General features: G+C 57.7%; 21 protein-coding genes. 6 read left to right on the top strand and 15 right to left on the bottom strand.

What is annotated here, in order from left to right; translation table 11 throughout:
• Positions 1 to 73: 73 nt before the first annotated feature.
• Positions 74 to 1,111, top strand: coding sequence for a dihydroorotase (gene pyrC / locus C4S72_RS09710; RefSeq protein WP_104002810.1), 1,038 nt, complete (start codon positions 74 to 76; stop codon positions 1,109 to 1,111).
• A gap of 72 nt (positions 1,112 to 1,183) precedes the next feature.
• Here pyrC and C4S72_RS09715 read toward each other — a convergent pair whose 3' ends face one another.
• Positions 1,184 to 1,417, bottom strand: a complete 234-nt coding sequence (locus tag C4S72_RS09715) for a DUF5062 family protein (RefSeq protein ID WP_104002811.1) — start codon at positions 1,415 to 1,417, stop codon at positions 1,184 to 1,186.
• Between the two features lie 70 nt (positions 1,418 to 1,487).
• Positions 1,488 to 2,702 (bottom strand): MFS transporter, encoded by a 1,215-nt coding sequence (locus C4S72_RS09720; protein WP_104002812.1) that lies wholly within the window; start codon positions 2,700 to 2,702, stop codon positions 1,488 to 1,490.
• A 187-nt stretch (positions 2,703 to 2,889) separates the two neighbouring features.
• Between C4S72_RS09720 and C4S72_RS09725 the strand changes: the two genes are divergently transcribed.
• Both C4S72_RS09725 and C4S72_RS09730 read left to right on the top strand, forming a co-directional pair.
• Positions 2,890 to 3,387, top strand: coding sequence for a hypothetical protein (locus tag C4S72_RS09725; RefSeq protein WP_104002813.1), 498 nt, complete (start codon positions 2,890 to 2,892; stop codon positions 3,385 to 3,387).
• A 439-nt stretch (positions 3,388 to 3,826) separates the two neighbouring features.
• A complete protein-coding gene (locus C4S72_RS09730) occupies positions 3,827 to 4,021 on the top strand; it encodes a hypothetical protein (protein ID WP_104002814.1) in 195 nt (64 codons plus the stop codon).
• 51 nt (positions 4,022 to 4,072) lie between these two features.
• Here the strand turns inward: C4S72_RS09730 and C4S72_RS09735 are convergent, their stop codons facing one another.
• Positions 4,073 to 4,516, bottom strand: a complete 444-nt coding sequence (locus tag C4S72_RS09735; protein WP_104002815.1) for a YtoQ family protein — start codon at positions 4,514 to 4,516, stop codon at positions 4,073 to 4,075.
• Between the two features lie 110 nt (positions 4,517 to 4,626).
• Positions 4,627 to 5,514 carry a LysR substrate-binding domain-containing protein gene (locus C4S72_RS09740; RefSeq protein WP_104002816.1) on the bottom strand — a complete coding sequence of 296 codons (888 nt, stop codon included), beginning with the start codon at positions 5,512 to 5,514 and terminating at the stop codon, positions 4,627 to 4,629.
• Between the two features lie 177 nt (positions 5,515 to 5,691).
• On the opposite strand from C4S72_RS09740, the gene putP reads away from it, so the two are divergent.
• Positions 5,692 to 7,170 carry a sodium/proline symporter PutP gene (putP, locus tag C4S72_RS09745; RefSeq protein WP_104002817.1) on the top strand — a complete coding sequence of 493 codons (1,479 nt, stop codon included), beginning with the start codon at positions 5,692 to 5,694 and terminating at the stop codon, positions 7,168 to 7,170.
• 24 nt (positions 7,171 to 7,194) lie between these two features.
• A complete protein-coding gene (locus C4S72_RS09750) occupies positions 7,195 to 8,064 on the top strand; it encodes an urea carboxylase-associated family protein (RefSeq protein ID WP_104002818.1) in 870 nt (289 codons plus the stop codon).
• Between the two features lie 155 nt (positions 8,065 to 8,219).
• Here the strand turns inward: C4S72_RS09750 and C4S72_RS09755 are convergent, their stop codons facing one another.
• The 8 genes from C4S72_RS09755 to C4S72_RS09790 form a co-directional block, all read right to left on the bottom strand.
• Positions 8,220 to 8,819, bottom strand: coding sequence for an arylesterase (locus tag C4S72_RS09755; RefSeq protein WP_104002819.1), 600 nt, complete (start codon positions 8,817 to 8,819; stop codon positions 8,220 to 8,222).
• Positions 8,820 to 8,903: 84 nt separating this feature from the next.
• Positions 8,904 to 9,569 (bottom strand): gamma-glutamyl-gamma-aminobutyrate hydrolase family protein, encoded by a 666-nt coding sequence (locus tag C4S72_RS09760; RefSeq protein ID WP_104002820.1) that lies wholly within the window; start codon positions 9,567 to 9,569, stop codon positions 8,904 to 8,906.
• Positions 9,542 to 10,528 carry an amidoligase family protein gene (locus C4S72_RS09765; protein WP_104002821.1) on the bottom strand — a complete coding sequence of 329 codons (987 nt, stop codon included), beginning with the start codon at positions 10,526 to 10,528 and terminating at the stop codon, positions 9,542 to 9,544. The genes C4S72_RS09760 and C4S72_RS09765 overlap by 28 nt, the downstream gene beginning before the upstream one ends.
• A 71-nt stretch (positions 10,529 to 10,599) precedes the next feature.
• Entirely contained in the window at positions 10,600 to 10,935 is a 336-nt protein-coding gene (locus C4S72_RS09770) for a putative quinol monooxygenase (RefSeq protein ID WP_104002822.1), read from the bottom strand.
• 154 nt (positions 10,936 to 11,089) lie between these two features.
• Entirely contained in the window at positions 11,090 to 11,683 is a 594-nt protein-coding gene (locus C4S72_RS09775; RefSeq protein ID WP_327332622.1) for a uracil-DNA glycosylase family protein, read from the bottom strand.
• A 103-nt stretch (positions 11,684 to 11,786) separates the two neighbouring features.
• Entirely contained in the window at positions 11,787 to 12,641 is an 855-nt protein-coding gene (locus C4S72_RS09780) for a GNAT family N-acetyltransferase (protein WP_104002823.1), read from the bottom strand.
• A 10-nt stretch (positions 12,642 to 12,651) separates the two neighbouring features.
• Entirely contained in the window at positions 12,652 to 13,581 is a 930-nt protein-coding gene (locus tag C4S72_RS09785; protein WP_104002824.1) for a DUF808 domain-containing protein, read from the bottom strand.
• A gap of 25 nt (positions 13,582 to 13,606) precedes the next feature.
• Entirely contained in the window at positions 13,607 to 14,590 is a 984-nt protein-coding gene (locus C4S72_RS09790; RefSeq protein ID WP_160115488.1) for an META domain-containing protein, read from the bottom strand.
• Positions 14,591 to 14,819: 229 nt separating this feature from the next.
• On the opposite strand from C4S72_RS09790, the gene C4S72_RS09795 reads away from it, so the two are divergent.
• The gene (locus C4S72_RS09795) at positions 14,820 to 15,377 is read left to right on the top strand and encodes a flavodoxin (protein WP_104002826.1); all 558 of its coding nucleotides are present in this window, start codon (positions 14,820 to 14,822) and stop codon (positions 15,375 to 15,377) included.
• Between the two features lie 104 nt (positions 15,378 to 15,481).
• On the opposite strand, the gene C4S72_RS09800 is transcribed toward C4S72_RS09795, so the two are convergent.
• From C4S72_RS09800 to C4S72_RS26180, 3 genes are read right to left on the bottom strand one after another with little or no spacing between them, the layout of a single operon-like run.
• Positions 15,482 to 17,536, bottom strand: a complete 2,055-nt coding sequence (locus C4S72_RS09800) for a GspE/PulE family protein (protein ID WP_104002827.1) — start codon at positions 17,534 to 17,536, stop codon at positions 15,482 to 15,484.
• A gap of 2 nt (positions 17,537 to 17,538) precedes the next feature.
• A complete protein-coding gene (locus C4S72_RS09805; protein WP_104002828.1) occupies positions 17,539 to 17,949 on the bottom strand; it encodes a hypothetical protein in 411 nt (136 codons plus the stop codon).
• A gap of 45 nt (positions 17,950 to 17,994) precedes the next feature.
• Complete coding sequence (locus tag C4S72_RS26180; RefSeq protein ID WP_200826745.1) at positions 17,995 to 18,903, bottom strand: pilin; 909 nt, start codon at positions 18,901 to 18,903, stop codon at positions 17,995 to 17,997.
• Positions 18,904 to 19,149: the final 246 nt, after the last annotated feature.

Here is a 19,149-nt window from a genome sequence, read left to right on the forward strand (position 1 = left end):
AGCCACTATCTACAGACAATATCTCCAGCCACTTCCGAGCTGTGCAATCCACCCTGCCATCGAGAGATTGACCATGACCGAACGCCTTACCCTGACCCGCCCCGATGACTGGCACCTTCACCTGCGTGATGGTGACGTACTGCAACATGTAGTGCCGGCTACGGCCCGTCAGATGGGTCGCGCGATCGTCATGCCAAACCTCAAGCCGCCGGTCACCAATGCGGAAGAGGCGCTGGCCTACTACGACCGCATCATGGCGCAGGTGCCGGCAGGCGTCAGCTTCGAGCCGCTGATGACACTCTACCTGACCGACAACACCACTCCGGAGATGATCGCCGCCGCTGCCGCCACCGGCAAAGTCGCCGCGGTAAAGCTCTACCCGGCCGGCGCCACCACGAACTCAGCGTCCGGCGTCACCGACCTGGGAAAACTGGGTGCCGTCTGCGATGCCCTGGCGGAGCACAACATGCCACTGCTGGTGCACGGTGAAGTGACCCATCAGGATGTCGATATCTATGATCGTGAGAAGCGCTTCCTCGACGAGATCCTGAGCCCGCTGGCCGCCAAGCACAACAACATGAAACTGGTGGTCGAACACATCACCACCAAGGACGCCGCAGACTTCGTCAACAGCCAGGGCGATAACGTAGCAGCTACCATCACCGTTCAGCACCTGGCCTACAACCGTAACCATATGCTGGTGGGCGGTATCCGTCCGCACCTGTTCTGCCTGCCGATTCTCAAGCGCAACATCCATCAGGAAGCGCTGCAGGCAGCGGCCATCAGCGGCAGCCCGAAATTCTTCCTCGGCACCGACTCCGCTCCCCACGCCAAGGGCGCCAAGGAATCTGCCTGTGGTTGCGCCGGTTGCTACAGCGCCTACGCGGCGATCGAGCTCTACGCGGAGATCTTCGAAGACCTGGGTGCGCTGGATAAACTGGAAGGTTTCGCCAGCCACTTCGGCGCCGACTTCTACGGCCGTGAACGTAACAGCGACCAGGTCACCCTGGTGAAATCGCCCTGGGAAGTGCCGGCAGAGATGCCGTTCGGCAACGATATCATCGTGCCGCTGCGCGCCGGTGAAACCCTGCGCTGGAAGCTGGAAGGCTGATAATCGGCGGCATTTAATCGCAAAGAGGGCGTCGCTTCTACGACGCCCTCTTTGCGCATGCGGCACTATTACTCAGAGATGTGATGCCCACAACGCCAGCCGGTGGCGCATGGTTTTCTGTGATACCTGCTCTTCCGGCATTGGCTGAATCACTTTATCGTGAACCAACAACCGGTAGATATATTCAATCTTCAGATCGGCTGAGTCGCCCGGCTCAAACTCCACGGCACCGCGCTCCTCTCCGTATTTCACGCCCTCTTCAATCGCCTTGCGGACCAGTTCCTTCTCGTTCTTAAGCTTCTTCATCGCGTCACTCCAAGACTCATAAAGACTGTTACCTACACTCTTAAGGTCAGGATAGACGCTAACAGCTTCTTCAGCGCTGCGCCTCTACTTCCGCCATCGCGGGAACCAGTTTGTGATGACGGTAGGCGATCACAAAGACAGCGAACCCTGTAAGCGCTGTGGCGGCGCCGACCAGGCCGGTGCTGCTCCAGCCAAGACCCGCCGAGATCGCCATGCCACCCAGCCAGGGACCCAGTGCGTTGGCCAGATTGAAAGCGGAGTGGTTGGTGGCTGCGGCCAAGGTCTGCGCTTCAGCGGCCACATCCATCAGGTGCGTCTGCAGCGCGGGAGACAGCGATATCATGGTGCCTACAGCGAAGGCCGCCAGCAGCATGGTGTAGATATTCTGGGTCGCCAGCGGAAACAGCAGCAGAATGCCGCTGCTCCAGAGCAGCAGCCAGCCCACCGCCTTGAACTGCAGCCGGTCAAACAGCCAGCCACCGGCGATATTACCTACGATGCCGCCGGCACCAAAGGCCGCCAGCGCCACCGGGATCCATACCTTGGATACCTCGGTCACTTCCAGCAGTGTTGGCGCCAGGTAGCTGAATACGCAGAACATACCGGCAAAGCCCACCGAGCTGATCGCCAGCGACAGCCAGACCTTCGGCTGGTTGAAGGCGCGCAGTTCCCGCACCGGGTTGCTGCGCGGCTCGTTACGATTCAGCGGCAGGAATAGGGTCACCAGTACGACGGTCAACAGTGCAATCACGCCAACGAAGCCAAAGGCGTAGCGCCAGTCCATCGACTGTCCCAGCCAGGTGGCCAGAGGGTTACCCAGCAGCATGGCGATGGTCAGGCCCATCAGCACCCGGCTCACCGCCTTGGCGCGCTGATTTGGCGGTACCAGCGAAGCCGCTACCAGGCAGGCAACGCCAAAGTAAGCCCCGTGCGGCAGCCCCGCCAGAAAGCGGTATAGCAGCATGCTGTGGTAGTCCGGTGCCATAGCGCTGGCAAAGTTACCCAGCGCGAAGACGAACATCAGCAGAATCAGCAGATGGCGCCGGAACAAAAGCGCGCCGACAATCGCCAGCAGCGGTGCGCCTACGACGACACCCAGGGCATAGGCGCTGATCACATGGCCTACCTGCTGTTCGGTGATCGAGAGTCCTTCCGCCACATTGGGCATCAGCCCCATGATCGCGAACTCCCCGGTGCCGATACCGAAACCTCCCATAGCCAGTGCAATTTGAATCAGCAGCACCGCGCGGCTAGAGTAAGCGGTCTGGTTATCGCTGGGGGTCATCGTCGTCTCCCTGATGGCGGAAAAAAGCCGACCATTATGGTAAAGAATTAACCGCTATTAAAGTCACGCCCTGCCAGACGAACTGCTGGCCTCGCACCAGATTTTGGGCCAAATAGCGGACAAACACTGGATTCGCCGGTAATATCCGACCCCATAATCACACTGCCGCATAACAGAGTTGCTATTTATGAAACTGAATGATCCCTTCGGCCGCATGGCCCGACGCCGCGAACGAGAATACGAGTCGCTGAAACAGGCTCTGCTCAAGGCCAACATGACCGATGCCCAGAAAGCCGCCGATCTGCGTGACAACCTGGCCAAGCGCAGCAAAACCGGTCTGATGGTGGTCATTCCTATCATCGTGATTATGGCGCTGGTGTTCCGCGAATATGCCATCTTTGCACTCGCATTCGGAGTGCTCGCCATTCTCTGGCTCACTAACACCAGCCGCCGTGGCCAGGAATATATCAACCGTTACATCGCCGAAGAGTGCGGTCAGCCAACCGATACCGAAGCTGAAGCCGAGCCGGCAGCGCTGGAGTCGCAGGTAGACGACGAGCCGCAAGCCAACGAGGAAGCGCAGGACAAGGCTCAACCGCAGGCCGAAGCGGTACAGGAAGCTACCCAGGAGAGCAGCGAATCCAGCGAGCCGAAAAAAGATTCCGAGCACCCAAGCAAAGGCTAAACAGCCCCTCCCCTTGCGACTGTGGCAGGCGCCTTGCCCGCCACAGTCGATCCCGATATTGACCCATGTCAATAAAACAACATTTGTTGCTTCCAGCCTGAAGCTTTCACGACATCAGGCTCGGGACTCTCTGTGCCTCAAAGCTTGAATGCACCTGGCCACTTGCTCCAATTTATTGATTTTGATCAACAAACACTGACTTGAGTCAAATGCGCTGTATTGACAGCCAGGTTGGTACAGGACTTGCGATAAGAGAATCAACATGACAGCGCCGCCTGAGACGCCTGGTCCCCCTTGCGGACTCAGACGGGACGGGTACGGAGTGGCGGGCTCCGTACCCCTGTCATGCCCTCGACTGCTTTCATGCTTTTGATCGAAGTCGGGACAGGAATTCAGCACAAAACAATCAGTGATTAGCGAACAGTCAGGAGTAAAGGTTATGGCCAAGTACTATCTGCACCTTGAAGCCCAGAAAGAAGTCGGCAACCAGATCCATGAATCCCAGTGTTCACATATGCCGGAGAAGGCGGAGCTGCGTTACATCGGCTCCTACTCCAACCCCAAGGCAGCGCACTATGACGTGAAGATGTTCTATCCCCAGGTCAGCTACTGCCCTGACTGCATTACGCAGTAACGCCGCTTTTGTCTTGCCCGGCACCCTCTCTCCCGCCGGGTGAGGCATCCCTTACTGGGCGCTGACGACGTATTCAAGCACTTCGATCACCTGCTGCGGCGTCTGTGCCCAGGCCAATGCGGCCGCATCCACCTCTTTCAGCGGATGAATAATGTCTGCACTGTGCAGCGTGATATAGGGCTTGCCCAGCGCAGCACAGAAACCGGCATCAAACGCCGCATTCCACTGCTTGTACTTGTCACCGAAGCGTACAATCGCCAGGTCACACTTTTCGATCTGCGTCTTGGTGCGGATGGCATTAACCTTGGCCGACTTGTGATCGCGCCAGAAATTGCTGCTCTCCTCACCCAGCCCATCGCCCGCAGCGTCGCTGGCATCGTGATTGGTGACCGCCGATGTGAAGCTGATCGGCAGGTTCTTCGCCTTACAGCCTTCGATAATCTGTTCACGCCAGTCGGTATGAATCTCGCCTGACAGGTACACGGTCCAGCTCATGATTAACTCCTTATTATTGGATGACTCTTTATTGCATGGTCCGAGCAGGCAAGGCCGAATGCCCCACGCCAACCCGGCCAGTACTCGGGTGTTACTAAGAACGTCTTACGTTAGATCTGAGGCGGCTGCTCCGCCTCCTCCAGCACCCAGTCCATAAACCGCTGCACGGCCGGGCGCGGGTTCGGGTGAGTAAACAGCCAGTACGCCCGCGAAGTGTTAGAGGGCGTATCAAACAGCATCTCCAGGGTGCCATTCGCCAGCTCGGTCTCGATCAGCCGCGGCGGGCAAAGTGCTATCCCCTGCCCTGCAATAGCAGCAGAGCTTAGCAGGTTAAAGTCCTGATAAAACATTCCTCGCTCCAGATGCCCAGGATTCAATCCCACACTCTGAAACCAGCTGCGCCAGGAATCGGAAGTTTCATCGTGCAGCAGATCCAGCCGCAGCAGATCGCGAGGCTGCTCGATCGGCGCCACCGTCTGCAGATAAAGCGGGCTGGCCACCGGCAGGGTGACGCCTTCACAGATCAGCTTTCGGTCAAAGCGCGATCGGGGTGGGCCATCAAACCAGGTGATCTGGATATCAATATCCGGAGGCACCTCATCGCGGGAAACATCGATATATTCGATGCTGATCGCATAGTCGGGATAGCGGCTGCGGAAACGGTTCAGCCGCGGAATCAGCCAGCGCACCGCAATAGAGGGCAGGCAGACGATCCTCAGCTGTTCCATATCCTTGCGCAGGGTAATGCTGTCCACCGCTTCATCTATCAACGCAAAGCCCTCAGAGAGGCGGTACGCCAGCTGCTCGCCACTGGAGGTCAGCCGGATGCCCCGACCATTCTTCTCCATCAGCTTTACCTGCAGGCTGCTTTCAAGCCGCCGGATCTGGTGGCTGACCGCCGACTGGGTAATGTGCAGCACCTCGCCGGCCGCACGCAGGCTGCCCAGCCGGGCCACTACCTCAAATGTCTTCAGTGATGAAAAGCTAGGACGCGCCATATATGACTCAAAGTAAAGTGTCGTATCAACATTAATCAGTATTCATTACTTTTTGTTAAGGATAGTTTACCAGCCCCTAAAAAATAAAACGTATGAAGACGCTATCAATAAGTTGATAAGCGCCTCACTCCAGTTGCCCCTGGTGTTAAGTACAAAAACCAATCTGGAAACTCAGCCATGAGTACATCTGTCATCATCTCTTTCGCGATCTACCTGCTAATGATGCTGGGGATCGGCTTTTACTTTTACCGTAAGACCAACGACCTCTCCGATTATGTTCTTGGTGGTCGCAGCCTTCCCCCTGCCGTTGCTGCGCTGAGTGCGGGCGCTTCCGACCTGAGCGGCTGGGCCCTGATGGGTCTGCCGGGCGCCATTTTCGCCGAGGGTTACGCCCAGGCATGGATCGCCGTCTGGACCCTGGTCGGTGTCTACCTCAACTGGACCCTGATCGCCGAGCGCCTGCGCGTGTTTACCGAAAAGGCCGGCAACGCCCTGACGGTGCCGGATTATCTGGAAGCGCGCTTCGACGACAAGCAGCGCCTGCTGCGCACCGTCTCCTCCATCGTGATGCTGGTGTTCTTCACCTTCTACGTCTCCGCCGGTCTGGTCGGCGGCGCCACCCTGTTCGAGAGCCTGTTTGAGCTGGACTACTCGGTAGCCCTTTGGGTCGGCGGCGCCATTATCGTTGCCTATACCTTTCTCGGTGGCTTCTCGGCCGCGTCCTGGACCGACCTGATTCAGGGTTTGATGATGGCCGCCTCACTGCTGATCGTCGCCGTCATGACGCTGGTTGCACTGATGAATGGCGAAACCGGCGCCGCTGCTGATGTGGCAGTCCCCGATCTGCCGGGCTGGACCGAAGGCATGACCTTCCTGGGTATGGTTTCTCTGGCAGGCTGGGCGATCGGCTACTGCGGTCAGCCCCACGTTATCGTGCGCTTTATGGCGGTCCGCCGTCGCGAAGATGTGAAGATCTCCCGCCGCATCGCCATGACCTGGTCCGCCATCACCATGGCCTCAGCGGTCGCAGTCGGCGCCGTGGGCTACTACTGGTACGGCGGCGCCATGGCCGATGGCGAGCGCGTCTTTATCCTGCTCGCCAACACCATGCTCAACCCCTGGGTTGCGGGCTTTGTTCTGGCCGGTGTGCTCGCCGCCATCATGAGCACCATCGACTCCCAGTTGCTGGTCTGCTCCTCAGCGATCTCTGAAGATATCTACCGCGGTCTGATCCGTCCCGATGCCAGCCAGAAAGAGCTGGTCTGGCTGAGCCGTATCAGTGTGGCTGCCGTTGCCCTGCTGGCCGCCGTGATGGGCATGGATCGAGACAGCAGCATTCTGGACCTGGTTTCCTACGCCTGGGGTGGATTCGGCGCCGCGTTCGGCCCGGTGATTCTGCTCTCCCTGTTCTGGCGTGGCATGAGCCGTAACGGTGCCTTCGCCGGCCTGATCGTCGGTGCAGCCACCGTAGCGATCTGGAAACCGCTGACCGGCGGCCCCGCCGGCATCTTCGATATCTTCGAAGTGGTACCCGGCTTCGTTCTCTCTTTCCTTGCTGTCGTCATCGTCAGCAAGCTAACCGATAGCTCACGCGCAGCCCGCAAGTTCGACGGTCTGATGACCGACTACAACCAACCGGCCAACGTCAAAAGCTGATCTTTTTTACTGGAGATAATTCAAATGTCTAAAGTCCCTGCGGCCTACCAGGCCACAAAAGGCTCAGTGCTGGATGTCGACAAAGCGTTCTACGACAGCCTGACCGCCGCCAATACCGACCGCGAGCTGGTTGAAACCCACATTGCGCCGATGCGCGATGGCTACGCCTGGACCGTACCGGCCGGCCACGTGTTCCGCGTCAAGATCACCGACGGCCCCCAGGTAGGCGACTTCAATATGTGGAGCCTGCACAACCCGCGCGAGCGGATGTGGGCATCCCGTACCCGCCAGCTGCAGCGCGCTCATGTGAGCACCTACGACCGTCTCTGGTCGACCCTGCCGTTCCTGCGTCCGATGGCGACCATCATCGACGATACCCTGGCGGATTACGGCGTCGATGCCGAAGGTGGCCGCGTGCACGATCTGCTCGGCACCCGCTGCGACCCTTACGTTAACCGCCTGCTGACCGGTGAAGACTTCGACTTCCACTGCCATTCAAACCTGGTACGTGCCGTCGAGCCTTACGGTCTGACCGAGTATGACGTGCATGATGTGCTGAACATCTTCCAGTGCACCGGCCTTAACGAGGATGACCAGTACTTCATGAAGGCCTGCCCGGCGGACAAGGGTGACTACCTGGAGTTCTTTGCCGAGATCGACCTGCTCTGCGCCATCTCCTGCTGTCCGGGCGGCGATCTGTCGGTGGACCTCTGGGGCGAAAACGCCCAGGATCCGCTGCAGACCTGCAACCCGCTGGGCATTGAGATCTACCGTCTCAAACCTGAGCTGCTGAGCAACTGGAAATCGCCGGAGTTCTCTCCGTACAAGGGCCGTCACGGACGCAAGAACCCGGACGTAGACTGGGCCGCGATCAAAAAGCAGGGCTGCTGCTAATCCAGCCCCGTCATTTTCGGCGGTTTGACGAGCACAGTTTGAACTGAGCACCTTCACGGGCAGTATCGAAGATACCTCTATAGTGATTAAAAAGAGGTATTCAGATATTGCCCGTTTTTCGCTTTGAATCTCAGGCTAGCAGCTCATCGCAAAACTCAAAGCGCACCTTCCTGCTGCAGATGATCGTGAATCGCCTGCGCCAGGCGTCGATAGCCCTCAGCGTTGAAGTGCACTTGGTCCGACTTGTAAGCCGGTTCCCTCAGCAGTTCTGCAACCGTGCCCTCCAGGTAGGCAAGATCGTACTCCTCGGCCAGCTCGGCGTAGAACGGTGCTGCACTGGAAAACAGGCTTTTCTGCGGTACGCCGACCAGCATCACCTGAATATCCGCCCCCTTGGCCTGTTCAATCATCTGCGCCAGATTCGCTTTAGTCTGCGCCGGATTGCGATTACGCAGGATGTCGTTACCGCCCTCGAACAGGATCAGCAGTTCCGGGCTTTCCCGCTCGAGCAGCGTCGCCAAACGGCTGACACCCTCGGAGGTTTCCTCCCCCGAGATCCCGGCATTGATCACCTCACGACCGCTTAACTCGGCCAATACGCTGGGATAACTCTGTTCACTGGACACGCCATAACCTGCCGTGAGGCTGTCACCAAAGGCAAGGATACGGGCGTAATCGCCCAGGGGACTGAGCTTTTGATCACTGCATCCAGCCAGCACGAAAACCGCCAGACCCAACATCAGACTTCGCAGCATCGATATCACGGAAACTCCTTATTCCTTGGTAAAATTGGTTTGATTCGCATTGGTTTGATTCGCATTGGTTTGATTCGAGTTGGTTTAACGCATACGGGAAACCAGCCAGCGAAACAGCGCAAACTGGGATGGCAGATAAAACAGATATTCCGGGTGCCACTGCACACCGATAATCGGCTGACCGTTGATATGTTCCACCGCCTGGGTGATCTGGTCCAGATCCCTGCCGACCACCTCCAGCCCCTCGCCGGTGTCCCGAATCGCCTGATGATGCAAGCTGTTAACCCGCAGCTGCAGCTTGCCGCAGAGCTGGGCAAGCACCGAATCCTGTGCCACTTTCACCTGTTTGGTGGGTAACAGCCCGGGGCGATTGTAAGTGTGTTTGCGCAGCGGGCGGATATCCTGATGCAGATTACCGCCCAGCACCACATTGATCAGTTGGGCGCCGCGACAGATACCCAACAGCGGTATGCGGGCATCGATGGCGTGGTTGATCCACTGAATCTCCAGCTCATCGCGTGCAGGATCCAGCTTCACCTTGGCGTCGATATCACCCTGGTAATGCTCCGGGGCGATATCGTTGCCGCCGCCAATCACCAGACCATCCAGCGCTTTACCACTGGGCGGGTGGCGCACACTGATTCGCTCAGGCGTCGCGCCGGCAAGCCTCAACGCCAGCGCAGAACACCACCAGCTGGGCGCCCAGCGGCGCCCGTTACCGGTTACGCCAACTCTCGGTCTTGCAGCCATCTGGTTATAAACTCCACCCAACTCCTACGATTGACGCCGATGACCGGCAGCCGCGCATCCAGAAATGCCTGACCCAGCTCTTCCAGCGCCTGGGGATCGTTGGCCAGCGCTTCGACGACACACCAGACATTCCAGGAATCCGCCGGCGACCAGCCCGGCCGCTCTATCTGGCAGTTGGGCAGGCGGTAGTGAAACGTAGGACGAGCATTAACCTTGGCGTCGCCCACCGCGTCCTGCACCCGGGATTCATCAATCTCGGCCAGCAGCGGCAGCATATCCAGGGCACGGTTGCGGGTGGGGTTATGTTCCAGGTAGGTGGCAAAAAGCTGGTCCATATCCGGCTCCGACATCTCCAGCAGCTCAACCACGTAAGCTTCTGGATAGAGCCCGATATAGGGGCTGATCTTGCGTGCGGTATTGACCTCGTGCGCCTCTACCAGCCACCACTGCAGCAGGCTGAATGCTTTCAGATAGGCGTGCATGCAGGGCGCGTTCAACTGTGGGATTTCGGCGTTGATATGCACCCCGTAGGCGGCGATCAAGGACTCTTCGGTGCCCTGGGCGCCCAGATCACGCAGGATGTCCACCAGCTCGTCCAGACGCTCCAGCTTATCGATCGCCACCGGTGGGCAAACCACCTCAACCGGCACCAGCAGCCCCGCCGCCTGGCTTAGCGGCTTAAGCCACTCTTCCGGCTCACCCTTTTCGGCACTTTCTGCCGCCTTGCGCTTGAGGAAGGCCCAGTCCAGCTCCACCGTCAGCTTGCCGATGGAGGGTAGCTCCAGCACCAGCTCCGCCTCGGTCTGGTAAACGATGTTACCGTCAAGCTTTTGCTTCAGCGCATTAGCGGTGTCATCCAGGGTAACGCCGGAAAACTCCAACTCGAAGCCGACCTTTCTGACTTCACCATCACTGCCGGTCAGGCGAGCCGGTTGTCGGTAAGGTGCGTGGCTTGTCATGATAAAACTCCCTATAAAACTCCCTATAAAATTCCCTGATCTTTACACTTTAGAAAAGACTCAGCACCGACTCAGGAAAAATCTTCCGGCTCGTCGGTGTAAACGCAAACATTCCACTCTTCCGCCAGCCCATCTTCCGCCAGGCAATAACGGCTGAAGAACTCCTTAATTCTTGGCCCCTCGTTATGCTTGGCAAAGCTCTCGGCATCGCGCCATATCTCGTTAAAAGCGATCGGGAAACTGCTGCCATCGGCATAGGGGTTGGGAATGTGGCGCGTCACGCGATACTGGATACAGCCCTCTTCGCGCAGGGTGTTGGGCTCCAACGACTGCAGCACGGCAAACAGCTCTTTCTCCTTGCCCGGGCGCGGTTTGAACTGGGCAATACAGTAAACCAGTGATGACATCCTTCTCTCCTTTTTTGCGGCTAAGCCTGAATGGCGTAAATGTTTGATACGTAATATCTAAGGGCACAGATCCATAGTTAAAGGCCAATGCCAAAATCTGGCTTGATTATGCGCCAACTATTCAACCAAGTGATGGACCCAGTAGATAACTGAGTTATGGAATAAGTTGCTTGATTCTGACTGCCAGCGCCGGCAGCAGTTCGGTTTCAAACCAGGGATTACATCTTAACCAAAGATTGTTACGGGGGCTGGGATGCGGCAGTGACACCAGGTCTGGCCAGGTGGTTTGCCAGTCACGCACCCGTTCCGTCAGCGTTCGTTTATCCGTTCGTTTATGAGCGCCAAAGTGATACTGCTGGGCATACTGGCCTAGCAAAAGCGTCAGTTGGATATTGGGCAGCTCAGCCATCAGCTTATCCCGCCAGGCGGGCGCGCACTCGGGCCGGGGCGGCAGATCCCCCGATTTGCCGGTACCCGGATAACAGAACCCCATCGGCAGTATCGCCACCAGGGCCGGGTCGTAAAACTGCTCGCGGCTCAGTCCCAGCCACTGCCGCAGGCGGTCGCCGCTGGCATCATCAAAAGGCAGGCCAGACTCATGCGCCTTGCGTCCCGGCGCCTGACCGACGATCAGGATCCGCGCTTCGGGCGAAGCCTGGATTATCGGCCTGGGCTCCAGTGGCAGCTGCGCTTCACAGAGTCGACAGGCTCGCACCTGGCACATCAGCTCTTCAAAGTTCACATCCACAAAAGCTCATATCAACAGAAGTTCATCCCCCGAGAACAGGAACACGAGCAACAGGTAGCTCATCACATCCATCAGGTGCCATTCGATTATCGAACCAAGCCTTTTAGCCGATCTCGAACGAGGTCACACCGTAGATTCTGCTCAGCGGGAGGTCCGGCTGAGTACCGGTGTACATGCGAGCCGTTTCAAACACCGGCGTCATCTGAGCTGAACGGGCCAGCGCTACCGCTGCAGCGTTATTGTCAGGCAGATCCAGATAGATCGGAGCCCCTTCGGGTACCGCCCGTTGCAGATCATCAAACAGCGTCGCCGCAAGCTCCGGGCTATCCGCGTAGAGTGGCCCGATCTTAAACCCTTCACGGCAGGGCCTGACCACGCCATAACCGGCCAGCGCACCGCCCTCGCGTATTGCCAATGCACTGCCACCGCGCTGTTCGATCCAGGCAGCCAGAAAGGCCGGACGCGCATCGGGAAAGAATGCTTTATCGTACTCAAGCAGTTCAGGCAGGTCCGCTGGCCCAAGCTTAGTGGCAGAGGACGGCGTCAGCTGCTCGGAGTGCCGGACATTTCCGGCATAACGCACATTATTCCAGGCCAGGCGGAATCCGGACCTGGCGTAGTTATCCTGCTGCGCAACGACTCCATCCAGCGCCACATTGCAGCCAGCCAGGTAAGCCATACCGGCGTTCCAGATCTGCATGCCGTAGCCTCGGCCGCGATACTCGGGCTTTACGATATAAAACCCGAGAAAGCCCAGATTATCGCTGTAGCGCACCACTGAGATGGTCGCCACCGGCTCGCCACCAACCAGCCCCAGCAGGAAGCCCTTAGGATCCGCCTGGTAATAGCAGCGGGCATCGTTAAGGCCAGGGTTCCACCCCTCGTTGGCCGCCCAATCCAGCATCAGGTTGAGCTCCTCGGGCTGCATCGGTCGGATCAGCAGTTCATTCTCAGTCATGGTTTGTGTCTCAGTGCGATTTACGCCCGAACAGCGGATACAGCAGGTATTCGACTACAAGAAAGACGATACCACCGGCCAGCACACCGAGCCCCGCGTTAATCAGTGAGGGAAGCACACCGTTTACTATATTGCCGATGGCAGGCAGGCCATCCGCACTTTGCTCGATATGATGCAGGAACTCATGGGACCCGGGCGTCCCGTGTACCAGGATGCCACCACCCACCAGGAACATGGCGATGGTGCCGATCACCGACAGCGATTTCATCAGCCGGGGCGCCAGTGAAAGCAATCCCCGTCCCAGCGCCGCACCGATGCCGGTTTTGGCGCTCTCGGCCAGATAAAGCCCGGCGTCATCCAGTTTTACGATACCGGCCACCAGAATATAGACGCCCGCCGTCAACACAAGCGCGATGGTTGAAACCACCGCCACCTGAGTACCAAAAGCCGCCGTTTGCACCGACCCCAGCGCGATAACAACGATTTCTGCGGAAAGAATAAAATCAGTACGGATCGCGCCCCTGATCTTTTTCTTTTCGAATTCGCGCAGATCGACGTTGGTATCGGCGATCGCTTTCAGCTCTTTGGCATGGGCCGCTTTGTCGGGCTTGATGCTGTGCAGCACCTTTTCAAAGCCTTCAAAGCAGAGATAGGCGCCGCCCACCATCAGCAGCGGCGTAATCAGCCAGGGCGCGATTACCGAGATCAGCAGCGCCACCGGCACAAGGATCAGCTTGTTGATGATCGAACCCTTGAACACCGCCCAGACCACCGGCAGCTCCCGGTCGGCCTTAACGCCGGAGACCTGCTCGGCATTCAGTGCCAGATCATCCCCCAGCAGACCGACGGTTTTTTTGGCCGCCACCTTGGACATCAGTGCCACATCATCCAGCAGAGTGGCGATATCATCGATCAGTGCGAGCAGACTGGTTCCAGCCAACGGGAGTCTCCTTTTCCATCATTCCTTAACGTTTGCTGCACTGTACCGTTTCACCACTCAGGTTGGTATAGCGGGCCTGAGCGCCGCTTTCCCAGAACTCGACATTGCGCCCCTGATAACGCGCGCCACTGGCGGCCACCTCCTGAAAGAGCAGGCTCTGGTTTTCACCATCGCCCAACATCAGCGCGGGCATCAGCGTGCGGTTATAGAAATAAGCGGTCAGCAAACGCCCATCGTCGCAGCTGTAAAGTGTCGGCGCCGGCACCTCGGTACTGCCGGTCTGGATCTCCAGTTCGGTAATACGGCGGGTATACTCATCGCGGGCACAGCTATCCATATCTTCCGCCTTCCAGCATTCGTCGCGCCCCTTGATCCAGCCGCGCTGGGTCGCCTTCAGGGTCGCTATCTCCTCTTCCGGAAAGGTTTCCAGCCCCTTGCGATACAGCTCATCGAGTCGTCGGTCGAGCATCGACAGCTCGGTATCGCTGCAGATCAGCTCCTGCACGCTGCCCTCGGCACGGCTGCAGTCAAAGCTTGGCTGGTTTGCATCGACAAACTTCAGAATGGAACCATCGGCCATCGTCGCCAGATAGAGGTCGCCCTCCCGCATCACGAAAGAGCGCACATAGGTCAGCTCCTTGAGAAAACGATCCGCCTCGGTATCCTCACCGCAAGCACGGCGGGTCATCGCTGCAGGCCCGAGAGTGATACCCGAGGGCGGCGTGTGCTGCCAGGCACCAAAACCGCGATTACAGTCCGCCTGAACCAGTACCTGGCCATCGGCGTTAAAACTCAGGGTATAACTGTGTCCGGCCCTTGGTTTGAAGAGGCTGTCATCCATGGACTGAATCTGTTCCAGCACCCAGGTTTTGCCGGTCACAGCCTCAATAGCCGCGCCCTGTTGGGCTGCAGACTCAACGCCGGTCGGCGCACCGGGTTCTGAGGTCTGGAGCTGGGTCTGGGTATTAGTTGCGGAGCAAGCGGCCAGCAACACGCTTATTGTCAGCACAGATAACGGCAGAATCCTTTTCATCATCACTCCCCGATCAAACAGCTGAATAGGTTGAAACCGGGCTGAATTATGGCTCATTTAGCTTCACCCCGCCGCCCTCTTCAGCTGGTACAGCCTTTGCTATCTCCCCTGACAAGCCAGCAAAACTCCACCAACCCGCCACAAATGCGCTCGTTTATTCACCACAGGGGGCGACTTTGTCGGTTTTACGACAGGGCAGATTACGATGAAAAAAATAGGGATCTTTTTCGGCACCGAGACCGGCACCACTCGCCTGATCGCCAAGAAAATCTACAAACTGCTCGGCAGCGACATCGCCGACAAGCCGATCAACGTCAACCGCATCACGCCGGAAGATATGCTCAAGTACGATGCGCTGATTCTCGGTACGCCAAGCTATGGCGAGGGCGATATTCCCGGCAAGGGCGTCTCCGGCTGCTTCGAGCCTAACTGGGGTGAGTTTCTGGCGCAGTTCGGCTCACCCGATCTTAGCGGTAAGCGCATCGCCATGTTTGGCTTGGGTGCCCAGGAGCGCTACTCCGAGCGCTTCGCCAGCTCGCTGATGGCGCTTTATCAGACCTTCGCCATGAAGGGCGCGACGATGGTTGGAGATTGGAGCACCGAGGGTTATACCTTTGAGTATTCGGCAGCCGCCATCGTCGACAGGTTCGTGGGCCTGGTGATCGATCAACGCACCCAGGGGATGCTGACCGACGCGCGACTCGAACAATGGGTTGAGCAGATCAAACCGCAGCTGCTGGAGTCGCTGAAGTCTGCTGCCTGATCTGCGCCAAACCTCAGCACAGACCAAGCAGAAGCCCCTTAACTAAAGGGCGGTAATAAAGCGCCTGGGATGAAGAGCGATCCGCCGTGGATCTACTCGACCTGTTACAGGTCCACCGCGGCCACGCAAAGGCGTCGGAACTGCTCTTCGTCGATGGGCCAGATGCACCATTCGGCATAGCCCCGCCAGCGCAGGTAATCTTCCACCTCTGTATTGTGAGCGGAAAGCACCATGATCACGGGCAACCCGCACCAGGACATATGGGTGCGCAGCTGTTTGAGGTAGTTCACCGGGTCCCGGGCCACATCCACATAGACGATCAAGCCGAACACCAATGCGTCCCGACGCAGAATCTCTGCCCCCTCTTCACCCGAATAGACGCGAATCAGCGGCCGGTCTATCAGCGAGCCGATCCGGCTGGAGACCTCATCATCGGCGCCAAACAGCATCAACCCCGGCTGTTTGCGCTGGAACACATTGTCACTGACAGAGCCCAGGGCATCACTGGTCACGGTAGGGTCGATCACTTTCCAGAAGCTGGCACCAAGTACCCGCGTCACCTCATCCACGGTAGTTAATCCAGAGGTGATTTCGTGCCAGGCCACGGTGGCCAGGCTGCGCTCAAGTTCCACGTCAGCAGAACGCAGATAGTTTTCGGTCCGCAGCAGACGTCGATCCTCATCACTAGGCGTGTAGACTTCGACCAGCGGTATGCGGCCTTTATAGCCGGTGTGATTGCAGGCGTTGCAACCCACTGCTCTGAACGTTGGCTTCTCCTGAACCGCGTTGGCGAACAGAGTTTCTATCGGTGTCAGATCATCCTCAACCCGCACCGCACAAACCGGACAGACCCGTCGCACCATTCTCTGCGCCACAACAGCCGTGAGGCTGTCTGCTATCTGTCCCTGAGTCACGCCCAGGTCTACGAGTCGCTGCACGGTCCCAAGGGCATCGATCGTGTGCAGGGTCGAGAAAACCAGATGGCCGGTCATCACGGCACGCATCACCATGCTGGCAGTGGGTTCATCACGCACCTCACCGACCAGAATGACGTCAGGGTCCTGCCGCAGCATTGACCGCAGTACGGTGTCGAAGCTGCGACCATGAGCCGTATCGACCTCAATCTGGCTGATACCTGGCAGGCTGTACTCGACCGGATCCTCCGCGGTCATTATGTTACGTTCCGGCGTGTTGATACCGGCAAGCAGGCTGTAAAGACTGGTGGTTTTACCCGCCCCGGTCGGGCCGGTAAACAGAATCAGGCCCTGGTTCTGGCGGCTTAAAAGTTCCAGCTGACGCTGCTCGCGCAACGGAAAGCCGAGACTGTCGGAGGAAAACTTGCGGTTTTTATCCAACAGGCGCAGCACCAACCGGCTATCGTCACGGCTGGGCAGTACAGAAACCCTGAGGTCGTAAAGCTGGTCGTCGACACTTGCGCTGAGGCGTCCATCCTGAGGTGTCGTATGGTTGGACGTATCCAGGCCCGACTGCGTCATCACATAACGCAGTACTGCGTCCTTTACCTTTTTAGGCAGGCTTGAGCCACGCACCATCAGACCGTCCACCCGATAGCGGATGAGTCCACCGCCAAGAAAATTCTGGATATGAACATCACTGGCGCGCATCTTGACGGCCTCGTTCAGTATCATCTTGGCAATCTGGCTGATCAGTTGATCAGTGTCCGCACTGACCTCCAGATCCTCATTGTCGATCCACAGATGGCGGGTTCCCAGACTATCAAAAGCGGAATAGTGCAGGTTGAGTACATTGGCTATCTGCTCCGGCGGCGCAAACGCAAGCTCCGTCTTACGGCCGATGCTGAAAGCGATCTCCTGCTTTATGGTCTGATCAAAAGGGTTGCTGACCGCCGCAACCACCTGGTGCTCACCGATCTCCGCCAGCACCGCATGCAGCCGCCGCGCCGTCGATTCCGGTAACGGTATATCCTTGGTGGAGATCACCTGCTCGTTCAGATCCACCACCGGCACACCGCTGCTTTCCAGCAATTCGACCAGTTCGCTGCCCGGACGCGCCAGGGTTCGGCAGATGACGCTCCAAGCCTGTACCTGATCATCCGGCAGCTCCAGTGACTTGAGAGCCTCCGCTTTTTCCGGAACCGCCTTACCCAGGGTTACCAACATCCAGTCCAGTGCAGACATCTTTACTCTCTCGTCAGGAATACTTCACGGGCGACCATCGACCTGCTGCGATCGAGGTAATAAAGGAGATACCGACCATAGGATTCTTCCACCACACCGATGGTCGCAACCAGCACCGGGGAGCTAAAGGGAGCAGTCATCGGAAGCCCCTCTATAAATCTCCGTTCCAATTCCTGCTGGGCCTCGTCATAAAGCGAGTCGATCTCCATGGCAGTCACAGGACCACCATGAATCCCCAGGGTTTTCATCCAATATCCCGCTTCATAGAAAACCAAGGCCACCACCACGCCCCAGAGCAACAGGGTGCTCAGTTTCTTGCCGGTGCTCGCACCTGTTGGCTTGATCGGCTTGGCACCGGGGCGAGCCGCCTCAGAGAGCGCGGCCTTGGAAATGTACTCATTTATATCTGCCATCCAACTGACCTCTGGCGATACCTGAAAACTAGGGTTGATGGGTGATCAGCGCGGATACCAAACACCGTTAATAATTTCGTCGGGATGTGGACACATGGAGTAGTGACCCGAGTTGTAATAGTGCAGGTTGCCCTTATTGGTGTAGCAGGCCGCCGGTATCTGAGCAGGCGGTCTTGGCGTAGTGACAACAGACGTCGACTGCCCCGCAGGATTAGGGTTCTGCGAGTTACTGTTACTTCCCTGCTGCTGTTGCTGCTGAATGACGGCAGCAGTCTGCGTTTGAGAGCCAGCATTACCTGCGGACGCAGTTTGAGTTGAAGTAGGTAACGGCTGAGGCTGAGGCTGGGGAGTCGCCTGAGGAGTCGCCTGCGGCTGCAGCTGCGGCTTTTGCTGCGGCGCCAGCTGAGGTTGCGCCTGGGGCTTGAGCGTGGGTTGAGGGTTCGGTTGCGGATGGGCCGCGACCTGCTGAGGTCCGGTACTTGTCTGATGCACGTGCAGAAGCGCCGTTGGATCAATCAGATAAACCGCCAGATACGCGCCCGGCCGAAAGGTATAAACCAGGTTATCAGGTAACTTGTAATGCGCTTCATCGACAATATGAGTGCCACGCTCATCGATGGGATAAAAAACCGCCACCGGATAGCCATTGGCATCCGACTTCACCAATGACTGGAAATGCGGCACCAATAGATTGCCGGAATTCATTTTTAAAGGATCTGGCCACTTGTTGGATGGCGGTGGAGTCTGCAACTGATCGGGCCAGCCCGCAGTAGCGTTTTGCTCTGCACTCATCAGGCGTAGTGCATCGATATTGGTCAGCAGTTGAGATGCCTGTGCGGCGTAGATGTAATGCCGGTAGGCAGGGAGCGCGATAGCCGCCAGAATTCCGACTATGGCCAGGGAGATCATTACTTCAATCAGCGTAAAACCCGCCGATCCTATTCTTCTTTTCATCAGCACAGCGTCCAGAGGCAGATGTTATATATACGTCGAATGGGTCTGAAACAGATCTGGTTAAAACCTAATCACTAAACAGTATTGCAGCAAGTACTAAATCATTCATTTCGCATATATTTTGCTTAAGCCTGATCTGGCTCCAGAATTGAATGCCCCTTCACCGGCGCCCGGTAAAAGCCTTTTAAATCAACTTTCCGAAAAAGCATCCATTGGCCGTTTCATGCTGCAACATGCTGCCGCTAT

It is taken from the genome of Marinobacterium lutimaris (genome assembly GCF_900108065.1).
In the GTDB taxonomy this organism is placed as follows: Bacteria; Pseudomonadota; Gammaproteobacteria; order Pseudomonadales; family Balneatricaceae; genus Marinobacterium_D; species Marinobacterium_D lutimaris.

Excerpts from the sequence above, each read along its gene's own strand:
- C4S72_RS09750 (WP_104002818.1), top strand. The coding sequence starts at position 7,195 with ATGTCTAAAGTCCCTGCGGCCTACCAGGCCACAAAAGGCTCAGTGCTG.
- C4S72_RS09755 (WP_104002819.1), bottom strand. The coding sequence starts at position 8,819 with ATGCTGCGAAGTCTGATGTTGGGTCTGGCGGTTTTCGTGCTGGCTGGA.
- C4S72_RS09800 (WP_104002827.1), bottom strand. The coding sequence starts at position 17,536 with ATGTCTGCACTGGACTGGATGTTGGTAACCCTGGGTAAGGCGGTTCCG.
- C4S72_RS09715 (WP_104002811.1), bottom strand. The coding sequence starts at position 1,417 with ATGAAGAAGCTTAAGAACGAGAAGGAACTGGTCCGCAAGGCGATTGAA.
- C4S72_RS09795 (WP_104002826.1), top strand. The coding sequence starts at position 14,820 with ATGAAAAAAATAGGGATCTTTTTCGGCACCGAGACCGGCACCACTCGC.
- C4S72_RS09730 (WP_104002814.1), top strand. The coding sequence starts at position 3,827 with ATGGCCAAGTACTATCTGCACCTTGAAGCCCAGAAAGAAGTCGGCAAC.
- C4S72_RS09720 (WP_104002812.1), bottom strand. The coding sequence starts at position 2,702 with ATGACCCCCAGCGATAACCAGACCGCTTACTCTAGCCGCGCGGTGCTG.
- C4S72_RS09760 (WP_104002820.1), bottom strand. The coding sequence starts at position 9,569 with ATGGCTGCAAGACCGAGAGTTGGCGTAACCGGTAACGGGCGCCGCTGG.
- pyrC (WP_104002810.1), top strand. The coding sequence starts at position 74 with ATGACCGAACGCCTTACCCTGACCCGCCCCGATGACTGGCACCTTCAC.
- C4S72_RS09770 (WP_104002822.1), bottom strand. The coding sequence starts at position 10,935 with ATGTCATCACTGGTTTACTGTATTGCCCAGTTCAAACCGCGCCCGGGC.
- C4S72_RS09805 (WP_104002828.1), bottom strand. The coding sequence starts at position 17,949 with ATGGCAGATATAAATGAGTACATTTCCAAGGCCGCGCTCTCTGAGGCG.
- C4S72_RS09725 (WP_104002813.1), top strand. The coding sequence starts at position 2,890 with ATGAAACTGAATGATCCCTTCGGCCGCATGGCCCGACGCCGCGAACGA.
- C4S72_RS26180 (WP_200826745.1), bottom strand. The coding sequence starts at position 18,903 with ATGAAAAGAAGAATAGGATCGGCGGGTTTTACGCTGATTGAAGTAATG.
- putP (WP_104002817.1), top strand. The coding sequence starts at position 5,692 with ATGAGTACATCTGTCATCATCTCTTTCGCGATCTACCTGCTAATGATG.
- C4S72_RS09740 (WP_104002816.1), bottom strand. The coding sequence starts at position 5,514 with ATGGCGCGTCCTAGCTTTTCATCACTGAAGACATTTGAGGTAGTGGCC.
- C4S72_RS09780 (WP_104002823.1), bottom strand. The coding sequence starts at position 12,641 with ATGACTGAGAATGAACTGCTGATCCGACCGATGCAGCCCGAGGAGCTC.
- C4S72_RS09735 (WP_104002815.1), bottom strand. The coding sequence starts at position 4,516 with ATGAGCTGGACCGTGTACCTGTCAGGCGAGATTCATACCGACTGGCGT.
- C4S72_RS09765 (WP_104002821.1), bottom strand. The coding sequence starts at position 10,528 with ATGACAAGCCACGCACCTTACCGACAACCGGCTCGCCTGACCGGCAGT.